The organism is Pseudoalteromonas sp. TP27 (assembly GCF_056470645.1).
On record NZ_JARDAK010000035.1, the window covers coordinates 1 to 11079 of the forward strand.

17 protein-coding genes are annotated in these 11079 nt (G+C 37.6%); 7 read left to right on the forward strand and 10 right to left on the reverse strand.

Annotated features, from left to right (window positions below; all coding sequences use genetic code 11):
- Positions 1-168: 168 nt before the first annotated feature.
- Positions 169-798, forward strand: coding sequence for a recombinase family protein (locus tag PX700_RS20870; RefSeq protein ID WP_479521815.1), 630 nt, complete (start codon positions 169-171; stop codon positions 796-798).
- A 41-nt stretch (positions 799-839) separates the two neighbouring features.
- Here the strand turns inward: PX700_RS20870 and PX700_RS20875 are convergent, their stop codons facing one another.
- From PX700_RS20875 to PX700_RS20890, 4 genes are all read right to left on the reverse strand, one after another.
- Entirely contained in the window at positions 840-1037 is a 198-nt protein-coding gene (locus PX700_RS20875; protein ID WP_479521816.1) for a hypothetical protein, read from the reverse strand.
- 23 nt (positions 1038-1060) lie between these two features.
- Entirely contained in the window at positions 1061-2071 is a 1011-nt protein-coding gene (locus PX700_RS20880; RefSeq protein ID WP_479521817.1) for a hypothetical protein, read from the reverse strand.
- A 202-nt stretch (positions 2072-2273) separates the two neighbouring features.
- On the reverse strand, positions 2274-2675 hold the full coding sequence (locus tag PX700_RS20885; RefSeq protein ID WP_479521818.1) for a hypothetical protein: 402 nt from the start codon (positions 2673-2675) through the stop codon (positions 2274-2276).
- Complete coding sequence (locus tag PX700_RS20890) at positions 2672-3193, reverse strand: ParA family protein (RefSeq protein ID WP_479521819.1); 522 nt, start codon at positions 3191-3193, stop codon at positions 2672-2674. The genes PX700_RS20885 and PX700_RS20890 overlap by 4 nt, the downstream gene beginning before the upstream one ends.
- Before the next feature lie 237 nt (positions 3194-3430).
- On the opposite strand from PX700_RS20890, the gene PX700_RS20895 reads away from it, so the two are divergent.
- Positions 3431-3631, forward strand: coding sequence for a hypothetical protein (locus PX700_RS20895; protein WP_446701283.1), 201 nt, complete (start codon positions 3431-3433; stop codon positions 3629-3631).
- 16 nt (positions 3632-3647) lie between these two features.
- On the opposite strand, the gene PX700_RS20900 is transcribed toward PX700_RS20895, so the two are convergent.
- The 5 genes from PX700_RS20900 to PX700_RS20920 form a co-directional block, all read right to left on the reverse strand.
- Positions 3648-4241 carry a DUF2913 family protein gene (locus PX700_RS20900; RefSeq protein ID WP_479521820.1) on the reverse strand — a complete coding sequence of 198 codons (594 nt, stop codon included), beginning with the start codon at positions 4239-4241 and terminating at the stop codon, positions 3648-3650.
- A 25-nt stretch (positions 4242-4266) separates the two neighbouring features.
- Positions 4267-4671, reverse strand: coding sequence for a hypothetical protein (locus PX700_RS20905; RefSeq protein ID WP_479521821.1), 405 nt, complete (start codon positions 4669-4671; stop codon positions 4267-4269).
- Positions 4664-4882, reverse strand: a complete 219-nt coding sequence (locus tag PX700_RS20910; RefSeq protein ID WP_479521822.1) for a DinI-like family protein — start codon at positions 4880-4882, stop codon at positions 4664-4666. Before PX700_RS20910 ends, PX700_RS20905 begins: the two co-directional genes overlap by 8 nt.
- Positions 4883-5784: 902 nt before the next feature.
- Positions 5785-6612: a hypothetical protein gene (locus PX700_RS20915; RefSeq protein WP_479521823.1), complete on the reverse strand. Its 828-nt coding sequence runs from the start codon at positions 6610-6612 to the stop codon at positions 5785-5787.
- A gap of 432 nt (positions 6613-7044) precedes the next feature.
- Positions 7045-7719: a S24 family peptidase gene (locus PX700_RS20920; protein WP_479521824.1), complete on the reverse strand. Its 675-nt coding sequence runs from the start codon at positions 7717-7719 to the stop codon at positions 7045-7047.
- Between the two features lie 185 nt (positions 7720-7904).
- Here PX700_RS20920 and PX700_RS20925 point away from each other — a divergent pair, with 185 nt between their 5' ends.
- The 5 genes from PX700_RS20925 (at position 7905) to PX700_RS20945 (ending at position 10294) form a co-directional block, all read left to right on the forward strand.
- Complete coding sequence (locus PX700_RS20925; protein WP_446701351.1) at positions 7905-8072, forward strand: TraY domain-containing protein; 168 nt, start codon at positions 7905-7907, stop codon at positions 8070-8072.
- 398 nt (positions 8073-8470) lie between these two features.
- Positions 8471-8680: a hypothetical protein gene (locus PX700_RS20930; RefSeq protein WP_479521825.1), complete on the forward strand. Its 210-nt coding sequence runs from the start codon at positions 8471-8473 to the stop codon at positions 8678-8680.
- Between the two features lie 277 nt (positions 8681-8957).
- Positions 8958-9542 (forward strand): hypothetical protein, encoded by a 585-nt coding sequence (locus tag PX700_RS20935; RefSeq protein WP_479521826.1) that lies wholly within the window; start codon positions 8958-8960, stop codon positions 9540-9542.
- A 10-nt stretch (positions 9543-9552) separates the two neighbouring features.
- On the forward strand, positions 9553-10071 hold the full coding sequence (locus PX700_RS20940) for a hypothetical protein (protein WP_479521827.1): 519 nt from the start codon (positions 9553-9555) through the stop codon (positions 10069-10071).
- A complete protein-coding gene (locus PX700_RS20945) occupies positions 10043-10294 on the forward strand; it encodes a hypothetical protein (protein WP_446701408.1) in 252 nt (83 codons plus the stop codon). The genes PX700_RS20940 and PX700_RS20945 overlap by 29 nt, the downstream gene beginning before the upstream one ends.
- A 58-nt stretch (positions 10295-10352) precedes the next feature.
- On the opposite strand, the gene PX700_RS20950 is transcribed toward PX700_RS20945, so the two are convergent.
- Positions 10353-10979 (reverse strand): recombinase family protein, encoded by a 627-nt coding sequence (locus PX700_RS20950; RefSeq protein ID WP_479521828.1) that lies wholly within the window; start codon positions 10977-10979, stop codon positions 10353-10355.
- Positions 10980-11079 lie beyond the last annotated feature (100 nt).

Genomic DNA, 11079 nt, shown 5'->3' on the forward strand with positions numbered 1-11079 from the left:
TATTTGTGGTTCTCTAAGAAAGCCATTTTTAGTTAGATAAATTTGCCATAGTGACATTAGGGTTTACCCTAATGTCACAGGGTTAATTTTAGCCCTAAAATCATTTTGTCATCACCTTTTTGTCATGTAGTATTAGATCATTACTTTAATGACACCTAGGCTCAATTCATGTACATATTTGGCTATCTAAGAGCATCAACCAAAGAGCAAGATGCAAAAAGAGCACAAGACAGCTTAAAGTCTTTTGCGGAAGATAAAGGTGCTCGTATTGCTGGTTGGTATATTGAGAATGTTTCTGGCGCATCACTACAAAGACCTGAGTTAATGCGATTACTTAAAGATGCAGAAAAAGGCGACGCTATCCTTATTGAGCAAGTTGATCGCCTTTCTCGTCTTAATGATGAAGATTGGGAAACACTCAAAGCATTAATCAATAAAAAACAATTAAAAGTGATCAGCTTAGATTTGCCAACCAGCCACACAGTACTAATGAAACATCATAATGATGATTTTACATCAGCCATGTTCAGAGCCATCAATAATATGATGTTAGACATGCTGGCCGCTATTGCACGAAAAGATTACCAAGATAGACGAAGACGTCAGGTTCAAGGTATTGAAAGAGCCAAGATCGAAGGTTTTTACAGAGGCCGAAGACCAGATCTAGATATGCATGAAAAAATAATCCAACTTCGTGTACATAATCAGTTAAGTGTCAATGCAACAGCGAAGTTGGTAGGAGTATCGGCAAGAACCGTGATACGAATAGTTAAGATATACAATGAAGATCGAGTTTAGATATTCAACCTCATATCGTTATTTTAACAATCCGCATGTGACTAATTTCGCTCGGATTTAGGCGCATAACCATACTCTCTAGCAAATCGCTTCACTTCATGGATAGGACGATAGTGTTTAAACTCTTTATCAAAAGAGATTGAAAATAATCGAATGTACTCTTCATAAGATGTACCACTCTCTTTACTAGCAAGATCTGCTATATCTGCAACCTTGTGCATCACTGAATGGGATAACATTGATATTCTCCTTTTTAAAACCATTAAGCAAAGGCATAACCTTTTCTATATGACCGCAAAAATCCTGCCTGTTTCAGATCCATCAATACAAAATTAATGGTATCACGCCCTACCCCTTTAAATCTCTCACCAATCCCTCGTTGGCTTGGTTTTACTTCTTTTGCTAGTACCGCTTGCTTGATCTCCAGATAGACTTGCTCATTACATTTTAGATGGTCGTCACTGAATGCTTCCTCTTCATGACAATCAACCAACTCAGAAACGCAGTCGGTAAAATATTCATCATTCACTGCGCGTGACTGTGTAACCACTGCGCACGACTGCGTTTCAATTTCTAACTGCGTTTGGATAACGTCAGGCTGAATAAGCTCTAGCGCAGACGATTTCTCATGACTGCGCACAACTGCGTTCGAGTGCGCGTGACTGCGTTTCAGTGCGTTAGAAACAAACACTAACAACCAGCTCATTAATTCCAATGCAGCAGAGGTAATGTAACTAATAAGCAAACCAAACTTATCAAAGACGGTCGATTCACTCGGTAGAGTAGATTGACGTTGATAAAGATCATCGATACGAACTAAAAGAGGTTCAACTTTTTCTAGCGTTCTTTCAGATTTAGTAATGAGGTTTGCGTTTTGTTGTTTGGCCGCAAGAAGACGTAATTCGTCCACTTGGGTTGTGTATTCTTTAATTTGCTGAGAAACCGCTTGATAAGCAGTACTGTTTTTTTGACTGGCAACAACACCTTGCTCTAAAGCGGCCACCGATGCAGAAAACGAAACAGCACTTAATGTCATACTCAATACCAGAGCAAACAGCGCAGAAGCGTATTGTTTTTGTGAAAACAAAAACAGAACAAACAACGGTGTAGCGCATTTAGCGAAATCTAGCACAATGCCTAACGCTGTCATTAGTATAGGCTCACCCATAGCTAAACCTATGCCATACATGAATTGAGCCGTTAAAATTGCAGATAGAGAAGCCGTTGCGATAGATAGCACTATGCAAATAGGCTTTAAAATAGTAGAGTTCATTTGTGGTTATCTCATGGTAAGAAATAAGTTAGTCGCACTAAACCTCAAGGCACTTTCGACGGAATCTTGGGGTTTTTTTACACCTATACAATAGGTAATTACAATAGGTAATTACAATAGGTAATTACAATAGGTAATTACAATAGGTAATTACAATAGGTAATTACAATAGGTAATTACAATAGGTAATTACAATAGGTAATTACACCTTGTGTTTTATGTTATTAGTTAAATATTCTAAACTAGCTTTTACTATAATTTCTCTTATTGATTTACCACTAATAAGGCTTGCAGCTTTAAGCAACGAAAACTCATAAGGTGAAACTCTCGTTGAAAGATTGCCTATCGCTGGTTCGTGTGGGTTACTGTTATTTATAAAATTCAGCAATTCATCAATACTATAATTATCAATTTGTTTTTTAATATCTTTCCAATCAGCACTTCTTTGAGCATAACGCTCCTTATCAGCTTTCCGCCTTTCCTTTTTTAGTTTACTAACAACTGCGGATTCAGTTGTTAATGCCTCCCTACCAAAACTATTATTTACTTGTTCTTCTTTCTTTTCATCAGTTGTAATCTGACTATTTTGATTTAATAAATTCATAAAATAACTTCATTTAAAAATTGACTAATTTCATTTTTTGTTCTTGAGGTAGTTCGTCCTTGTCCGAAATCTTCCAAGTCTGGCATTACCCAACGACTAACATTTAATCCTTTTTGAATGAGTTGCTCTCGACTTTCACGTAATGATTTACGCATTGGATTTGTGCGCATAAAAACGAATACCGTTCGATCTAAAAGATTAAATTTATTAAGATTCTCAATCATAAAATCAACTTCTTTTAAATCGTTTTTCCCAACACCTAAAGGGACTATTATTTTCCCGTTTACCGTAGGATTACTTAAAGCCTCTAATAATTGAACGTTTTCTTGTGTAAAAGCCCCAGCAGTATCATATAAAAAATAGTCCGCTTCATTTAACCCATTAACTAAAATGTGCTTTTGTTGATCTGTATTATTAAGACTAACTACATAACCAAGACGCTTTAATTCATTGCCAGAACTTTCACATAACGTTGATTTACCAACGCCACCTTTAGTATTCATAAAAACTATGTGCATATAATTTCCTTAAAAACATAAATTGCATTTACTTGATGTAATTACCATTTGTATTTACTTATTGTAATTGCATAAAGTAAATACATCAAGTAAATACAATACGTAATTACACGAAATGTTATGTATTAAAATAACATTACCTAACTACTTGAATACAATCTTTTTATTTACAGCCGTTATAAGTGCTGACATCATTATCATATGGCTAACAATTATTATTTATAGAAAGAGGGCACTATGTCAGTGTTTAAAATTAACTACCTGAATAACGAAAAGGCGTTACTGCGCAGCGAAACGATTTTAATGAAAGGACTTCCAGCCGCAAAACGTTCATCATCATCAATGGCTCCAATGGGAACCGTGAAGATTGAAATTTACGATATAGCCGAAAACTTACTCACATCAAAAGAATTGGGGAAGTGGACGGTTGCAGAATAAAAGCCTTATCAGGCTTTTATTTTTCAGGGGTAGAGATTTTATGCAGTAATACAGTTGCACATCGATTATCAATTGATGTCGATAAATGCTCTGCAATAAACATCCCTCCATGACCATTAATAATATCCACCAATCGACTAGGCTCATCCATGATGATAGAAATAGGCAGCGGCCTAGATAAGATATTGTCATCACTAAAGCAGGTATCAATTAATTCACTGTCGGTATAAATAATGCCAGGCTCTCGTTCAATCTCTGGATTGTCGAGCGTCGATTCAAAGCCATGCTGTTCATAAAGATAAGTCAGTAGAATAAATAAATGGTCTGCATCCGTAAATTTCTCGCCATATTGACAGTTCACTTTGTGTAGCTCCCCTAATTTTTTCTCGATGTTTTTACCTTGCCGCGCCTGAGTAATTAACACCTTAATGTCTTTCTTAATGATGGCGTTACCTTGTAACGCCATTTGTTTCTTTAGAAACTTAATCAGTAGCTCGCTGCGTTTCTTCATCGGTACAAAGCGCGATGACATTTCCATGTAGCTGTACAGATGAAGCAGAGCAAGAGTGGTTAAATTGGTAAAGGCTTGATGGTATTTAAGTTTGCTCATGGTGCTCACTAAAAAAAAGAGTAGGCTATTGTAAAGAAGGTAATCCTAACGCCAATCGCCATAAAGCATCCATTTTATCAGGAAAGGGAAGCGGTTGACCATTTTGATGTATTTTTACGGAATACGTCCCGAATCCATTATCATACAAGCCTTTCTTTTCTGTTGCTGGCAGTGCTTTAGGGAGGGGCGTCGTCATTTTTGCTATCACCTCACTCATATTGACTCTCGCATACGTTACCGATTCATGCAGCGACCATCCTTTTTTCATTCGAGCAATCAAAAGCGACAAAGGGACTTTGTATTCTTTACTGATTTTTTTCAGGCCACGAACGCCTTTATAGACATAGTCATCCCATTCTTTACTTTGTTCATAATAGACAGGCGTATTGGAATACATAGTGTTAAATTCACGACGACAACGCTCACACATAAAGCCATTCCTCAGCATCATTAAACATTTCTTCAATCAGCTTGTTAGCCGCTTCTTTGTCATTTTTAGGGGCATAGATTTCTAAGTGATTGTTTGTGCCTTTACGCAACCGAATACGTGCATCAGGGTAACGTTGCCATACACGACGCTCCATTTCTTGTTGGATAAGCGCGGTTCCATTTCTTGGTAACAACGCGGAATTTAAAATCATTTCAATACGCATAATAACCTCACAATTAACTGTATATATAACCAGTATATTTTTATACAGTATTTAAGAAAAGTAAATCATTATTTACTCTCTTTTTACACGTTAAAATTCGCATAAATAACAATAGGTTAATACGCTTATCGTTGTTTTCTGCTCCATTGTGTTCTAACTTTGAAAAGATAATGTAATGTGACGTATTTCATTTAAAAATGTGTTTTAACTCGTTAAAACCTTTTTTAAATACAAAGCGATGCACAAAAATAGACCTACAAGGGTCATGACTCGATGATGCGATAGGTTAGTAGGTTAGAGTCACCCACGACCACAAGATTGCTTGTAAGCTCATAGGTGAGTAAATAACACCTAATTAAAAGTAACCTCACCCCCTTTCCTGTAAGAATGCTCTTTAGTGCGTTGGTTTTTTAGAGTGCGCTTTAGTTTCCTGTCGAATGACAAAAGAAATGCTCAGCGCAGCCAGTAGGGTGATGAACTATTCATGTGTGATGGAATTGAACTGGCTGGGGGCCTGTTAATTTTCTTCTGGGATCTTTTTGTGTGTGGGGAGTAAATTGAAAATTAATGGGAGGTACTTAATGCTCTGCTCTTGGTCTTTCTTAAATATTTATTTAATTATTTATATAAATACAAAGTACTAATACGTTAGTACTCATAAGCGCAGTCGTGTATTCGTTGCCTTTATTGTGCTTTTTTTTAAGGATAATTTATTGCACTACCTTTTGTGTGGATAACAAAATTAATCCACAAACACACGAAAGTAAGGCAAAAACAACGATAATTTTTGTCGTAAATCAGGTAAACAAGTAAAAATAAGGGGGTAAAATCAGACTCTATGAATTTTAGGCGTGAAAATGCCTCCGCTTTCGCGGATACGTTAATAAACGTTAATGAGGAGCAGGGTGGGGCAGATAAGCATCAAAGACTCTTGTCACACTGTCGGCTACATTATTGAGCTTATCCGCGTTAAAGACGTCTTGTACGCCATTAGCAAGGGTTCGGAACGATACCCAAGCAAAACGTAAGCCTTTTGCCTCTTGACGCTTACGAGACGCGATAATGAGTTGGCAAATATTGCTGTAACGAACCACTTTCAAGTCACTAAAGAAACGCTCAGAGAACTGTTTATACGCAGGGGCACTGCGAATAGTCCCTTCTTTTAGATCGACACAGACGTTGACGCGCTCACTGTGAAGATAACCAGCACGTTTCAAGTATGAGATCGCTTTAGCGAACGATTTAGGCGAAATATAACGCCCAAAGCGCAACGCATAATCTTCTTGTAGCTGATCATAACTGATCGTTTTTAGTCCAGCTTCCGTTGGTAAACCAATACGGCCACCGATTAAGTCGGTATTCACAATGATACAAGCAAGTACGTTCGCAACGAGTCGTCGGCATTGAATATTATTCACGCCTTCACCTCCCCACGCATTTAATGCAGGGAAACGGTTCGGGTTATCTATAAATTCTTCACACGATTTTAAAATACGTGAGTATTCAGGCGGCAAGGTTTCCCATTTACCACTGCGCAGCAAACGACGAGAGCGAAAATCGAACTTAAAAGGGGTCTTAGGCTTCTTTTTGTTTTCATCAGCAACAACAGAGCGATGAAGTTCAATCAGCTCATGCTTACGATTTTTACGTTTAGCACGATACTCAGCATCATATTGTTTTTTGATTTGAATTTTAGAGAGAAGATCAGAAATGCTCATGAGACACATCCTCATCATAACGTCTGATAGCATAGGCTACATCATTATGGTGATAGGAATTGCGTCTTTGTGTTATGGGCTGCCAAAGGCAACATTGAAATAAATTCATTTTAAAATTCTCGACAGTTTATAAGGGATGTTCGGCTGCGAAACCAAACATAAGAAACTAACTTATAGGAAACAGAGAGAAAGATCAACCGATTGTTATTTAAACCAAATTCCAGATACAAAAAAAGCTGACCCTGTCGAGGAAATCAGCTTTTTTTGCGAATGCTATAATGTTAGATTCGCGGTCTAACACACTCTAATTATACTGGAAAAATACACTACATAGAAAGCTATGTAGTAACGTGCTGTGTAATGCACTCTTTAACACCCAGTAGCTAAATACTACCAATCACACGCACTGTTTACAACTTATAATGCCTGTATTTAATTTAAAATAGATGAGTACCAAAAAACTTTTCCTATAATTTCAAAATTACTATCCTCATGATATTCATCAAATGAAATGCATTCATCTTTATATTCTGGATTATAACTCCGAATTATCACGCCCTTAGAATCTAAAAATAAAGCTTTTACTCGCAATAAGTTATGTACGCTTAGTACGTAAACACCTCCATCTTGAATCGTTTTCATTGATGTATTTACTGCTAATATCGACCTATTTTTAATAATAGGTTCCATGGAATCTCCATGGCAATTTATGCAAATAATGTCTGATTTATTAAATTGATTTGCTACTACGCATGAAGGTAATGGATAAAACTCACGGCTAGTACATTCATTAAATGCTCCATGGCCTGCTGATGCGCTTATATCTGAGTATAAAGGTGCATTAAATGTGTCAATCCATAAACTATTTTTCTCTCTAGATTTATCCTGCCCGTTATGTTTATTTTCTTCTTTATAAAAAAACAGCCAATCTTTAGATACCTTTAATGTTCTCGCTATTGCTTCATACAATTCAACTTGAGGATACGTAACACCTCTTTCCCACCCAGAAACAGATTGAGGTGTTAGCTCTAATATTGAGGCTAAATCCTTTTGCTTCAATCCAATTTTTAATCGAGCTTCTTTTATTCTTTTCCCAAGATCCGTCATTTTTTAAATCACACTTACACCTGTCAATCCCCAATACCTAATCTAACAAGTGAAGAGTAAAATCAAAACTTAATGCAACTTATTCTAGTTGTTTTTACTTTACTTTAGTTTACAAAGTATACTATCATTGAAATCTGATCATCCATACAGTCCTTTTTAAAGGCTGAAACCTTAAAGGTTATTGAATGAGCAAAAAGAAAGACACCGTAGGTATCCATTTCCAAATGGATAAAATTACGAGTGACACGCTCGAAAGAGAAGCAGAAAAAAATGGGCGCACTAAACGACAAGAAGCCGCTATTCGACTTCGTGATCACGTTGCCCGTTACAGCTCCACTTACGTTAAAAAATAATTTTTTACCGTAATAAATCCTTTTAAAGGATGCTCTTTAACAATTAGTGCCAAGGCAGATCATCTACCAGACTATTTACGTGTGATACGTCAAGACTCTATTTTTGATGATCGAGGACAAATGCCCGTAATAATTTGTCAGTGTCCAAAAGGACATATCACCCCCTAATTTTGGCTGGGTAATCAATAGATCCAATTGATTGTAATGTGAGTGGATTTTCTTTTTTAAAAAGGAAGTAATGTGAAAGCATTTAAAAAAACTAGAGTGGATAGAGCGATCCAGTTAGCTGAGCCGCCCACTTATCGCGCTCTGCATTGGTATTGTGATACCAACGGCAACGTAATTAAGAAATTTACACCAGTAAAACCTTACCAAACCTTAATCAAAAAGGGCATGTTATGAACATGACACACACAGAAATACGCGAAGCGGTTTCCGTTATTACACTCATGCGTGAAGGTCATAAACCGCGCACTGAGCGAATTGATAGGCTCGCAAAACAACGCATTGATGACAAATGGTATCAATGGCAATTACGAAAAATTGATGAGGACGAGTTGATGTTATCACCTCCGCCTAATTATGGATTTACTCAACGATGCAAATAGCATCACAAGCTCACTCAGCGATAAATACTTGGTTTTAGTGCGTGACAACCACTAAAGAAAACCCGTCTGTTAATGGTCAAACCATTCGTGAAGCCAACACGTAACAATACACATTCTTTTAATTTAATTAGGGGGTGTCAGTCTTGTAAGCACGTACAGCAACGTGCAGTCTATTGGCAGTAGGCTAAAGAACAGCAAGCATCCCAAGCTTATATACAGTGTCCAAGTAGTTATCGCTGAGTGAGTTTCTTCTCTTATCATATAAGGTAATAACACCATGCAATACGCCTTGTTCTTAGTCGGTGAAAAAGAGCAGCACAGACCATTACTAGATACGGCTGAACTTCACGCCCTTAACGCGACGCTTTCAGGCATCACCGAAAGTGATAAAGATGAATCTCAATTTGTACAAAAACTGGTTTATGGTCGCTATAAACCTCAACCAGATTTTCATTTTCCACGCAATGAAGTAAAGCGTCATATCAATAGTGCGATTGGCTTTTGTTTGGCTCATGTATCAAATACTCACGTCACTTATTTAAGTATTGATGATATTGAGTTAATCGACGTAAACTTAACCGCCAGTTGTGGGCATTGCCCAACACCACATAAAACTAATGACATTCCTTTTGCCGCTTTAATTTCTTGTCCTTCTGACTTTACATTGAATAAGCAAGGGGCAGCAAAAACGGTGTTTTTGCGTTGTCACAATGTGGATGTACAAACAGACCTACTTAATCGTATGGGACTGTTTGCCTTTATCTGTGAGGAGCGTAATTATTCGTCGCCAGTCACTAAGGACAACTGGACATCACGTATTGATTACCGACGCGCCACCAAAAGGGCGCAAAAATTAAGATAAGGATTACTTTATGAAACAGAGCGTTTTACTTCCTGTAATGGCGTTACTTTCATTTTCTGTACACGCTGAACTCATTAATATTTCGTATGACTTCTCAGACGAGCACCAATACCAATCAAGCGTATTGTTGCCTACCTCTGAGCCGTGGGAGTTATCGACTGTTGTCGATAAACAGGTCATTACTCAATGGGAAAGCATTGTGAAGGGGGACTTTACCCCTATTTATCACATTGTCTCGGAAGGCGTGAATATCACGGCTAAGCCGATTGATAATGAGCAAGCCACGTATCAATTCGATGTTCAGTATTTTCCACCTGCAACCATTACAACGAGCATTGATAGTGTCAGTGGTTTTGAGGTAAGTACAGTAAAGCAAGACGTAACTTCATTCACTGAAACCATTACGCTTATTGATAACAAGCCTGTCTGCAATAGCATGGATTTTTGTGTCACCTTGATAACCGATTACCCTGATGAAGAAACAGGAGGTGAAATAGAAGATGAAACAGAAAGCGACGAGCTTTTTTGACGATGATGATGAAGTGGTCATTATTGATTACGAGTACAACGGTCGATTTAAGGTCGTTTCTTCTCGCAATATTGTTCAATCCCCTGACAAAGATGGAACGTGTATTTTCGTAACCATCATTGAACCTCTCGATGTTGACGCTTTTGGGGCGTTCTTGTTCAAAACCACAGGCATTGAAGCCTATGGCGACCAAGAGCCTATACACGTCTCCATTGGGGTTTGAGCACCAATGGAACAGAAAACAACGATAAGATGGTTAACTTATTGTTATTTAAATGATTTTAATTAATTAAATTCTCGTTTTTTATCAACTTTGACACCTTCGAAATCGTGTGTCTAGAGCAACCAAGTAGCTCTTCAATTTGGCTATAGCTCTTATTTTCTCTTAGTAACCCTTCTATTTTACTGCGCAGCTTCGTGTTAATTGGACGTCCTCTATATTTACCTTCTAATTTTGCTCGTTGAACACCTTGAGCTTGGCGTCGACGTCTATCTTCATAGTCCTTTCTTGCTACTGCCGCCAACATATCGAGCATCATTCCGTTGAGAGCCGAAAGCATTCGTTCTGTGAAGTCATCTGTGTTACTCATAAACTGATAACTGGTCGGTAAATCAAGAGAAACGACCTTTAGTCCTTTCTTATTGATCATCAACTTTAATTTTTCCCAATCTTGAGTATTGAGCCGGCTTATCCTGTCTACTTGTTCTACTAGGATCACATCTCCAGATATTGCGATATCAAGCAAACGAAATAATTCTGGGCGCTTAAGTTGGGCTCCTGATTCATTTTCTTCAAACCAGCAAGCAACTTGAAATCCCATTTGTTCCGCGAACAACATCAGCTCATTTTTTGCTCTCGATGCATCTTGCTCATCGGTTGAGGCACGCAGGTACCCATAAATACGTATATCAGTTTTCATCAGTGCACTATACATTGGTGTTGTTATTTTGGTGCATTATACATTTATTTTTAGCATTTAATGCACTAATTCTAGGTAGTGCATTAAA

Coding starts and splice junctions, on each gene's coding strand:
- PX700_RS20870 (WP_479521815.1), top strand. CDS start 169: ATGTACATATTTGGCTATCTAAGAGCATCAACCAAAGAGCAAGATGCA.
- PX700_RS20875 (WP_479521816.1), bottom strand. CDS start 1,037: ATGTTATCCCATTCAGTGATGCACAAGGTTGCAGATATAGCAGATCTT.
- PX700_RS20880 (WP_479521817.1), bottom strand. CDS start 2,071: ATGAACTCTACTATTTTAAAGCCTATTTGCATAGTGCTATCTATCGCA.
- PX700_RS20885 (WP_479521818.1), bottom strand. CDS start 2,675: ATGAATTTATTAAATCAAAATAGTCAGATTACAACTGATGAAAAGAAA.
- PX700_RS20890 (WP_479521819.1), bottom strand. CDS start 3,193: ATGCACATAGTTTTTATGAATACTAAAGGTGGCGTTGGTAAATCAACG.
- PX700_RS20895 (WP_446701283.1), top strand. CDS start 3,431: ATGTCAGTGTTTAAAATTAACTACCTGAATAACGAAAAGGCGTTACTG.
- PX700_RS20900 (WP_479521820.1), bottom strand. CDS start 4,241: ATGAGCAAACTTAAATACCATCAAGCCTTTACCAATTTAACCACTCTT.
- PX700_RS20905 (WP_479521821.1), bottom strand. CDS start 4,671: ATGTGTGAGCGTTGTCGTCGTGAATTTAACACTATGTATTCCAATACG.
- PX700_RS20910 (WP_479521822.1), bottom strand. CDS start 4,882: ATGATTTTAAATTCCGCGTTGTTACCAAGAAATGGAACCGCGCTTATC.
- PX700_RS20915 (WP_479521823.1), bottom strand. CDS start 6,612: ATGAGCATTTCTGATCTTCTCTCTAAAATTCAAATCAAAAAACAATAT.
- PX700_RS20920 (WP_479521824.1), bottom strand. CDS start 7,719: ATGACGGATCTTGGGAAAAGAATAAAAGAAGCTCGATTAAAAATTGGA.
- PX700_RS20925 (WP_446701351.1), top strand. CDS start 7,905: ATGAGCAAAAAGAAAGACACCGTAGGTATCCATTTCCAAATGGATAAA.
- PX700_RS20930 (WP_479521825.1), top strand. CDS start 8,471: ATGAACATGACACACACAGAAATACGCGAAGCGGTTTCCGTTATTACA.
- PX700_RS20935 (WP_479521826.1), top strand. CDS start 8,958: ATGCAATACGCCTTGTTCTTAGTCGGTGAAAAAGAGCAGCACAGACCA.
- PX700_RS20940 (WP_479521827.1), top strand. CDS start 9,553: ATGAAACAGAGCGTTTTACTTCCTGTAATGGCGTTACTTTCATTTTCT.
- PX700_RS20945 (WP_446701408.1), top strand. CDS start 10,043: ATGAAACAGAAAGCGACGAGCTTTTTTGACGATGATGATGAAGTGGTC.